At 72.7% G+C, this 663-nt stretch carries 2 protein-coding genes; one reads left to right on the top strand and one right to left on the bottom strand.

What is annotated here, in order from left to right; all coding sequences use genetic code 11:
- The coding region (locus FB586_RS18520; RefSeq protein ID WP_281276705.1) for an inositol monophosphatase family protein at positions 1-263 on the top strand (263 nt) is incomplete at its 5' end.
- 35 nt (positions 264-298) lie between these two features.
- Here FB586_RS18520 and FB586_RS18515 read toward each other — a convergent pair.
- Entirely contained in the window at positions 299-613 is a 315-nt protein-coding gene (locus FB586_RS18515) for a DMT family transporter (RefSeq protein WP_136520836.1), read from the bottom strand.
- Positions 614-663 lie beyond the last annotated feature (50 nt).

The raw sequence follows: 663 nt of genomic DNA, 5'->3' as shown, positions 1-663 counted from the left end.
TCCCGATGGGCAGCGCCGGCGTCAAGGTGATGAGCGTGGTCCGCGACGTCGCCGACGCCTACGTCCACGCCGGCGGCCAGTTCCAGTGGGACAACGCCGCCCCGGTCGCGGTCGCGCGCGCCGCCGGGCTGCACTGCAGCCGGGTCGACGGCTCACCCATCGTCTACAACGAGGACGACACCTCGCTGCCCGACCTCATCGTCTGCCGACCCGAGCTGGCCGACCTCATCGTCGACTTCGTGCGCCGCAACGGCACCGCCTGACAGGTGTTCCGGCGGGCGCGCCCCAGCGGCGGCTCTCAGTGCACGAGCTTGAGGCCCACGATGCAGCCCACGAGCCCGGTCAGCAGCAGGGCCTTCGCCACCGAGAACGACTCGGTGCCCGTGGCGATCGCGACGGCGACGGTCAGCACGGCGCCCACGCCCACCCAGACGGCGTACGACGTGCCGACCGGCAGGGTGCGCATCGCGTAGCCCAGGCCGGCCATGCTCATCGCGAGCGCGACCAGGAAGGTCGCCGTGGGGACCGGGCGGGTGAGCCCCTCGGAGCGACCGAGGGCGGTGGCCCACACGGCCTCCAGGACCCCGGACAGGACCAGCACGAACCAGGCCATGACGATCTCCTCGACGGCCGTCTTGTCGCGCTCCCGGTACGGCTCCCTCG

This window comes from Cellulomonas telluris (assembly GCF_004886325.1).
Lineage (GTDB): Bacteria > Actinomycetota > Actinomycetes > Actinomycetales > Cellulomonadaceae > Cellulomonas > Cellulomonas telluris.
The sequence above is the reverse complement of the archived record's forward strand: the minus strand, read 5'-3'. Positions and strand labels throughout refer to the sequence as shown.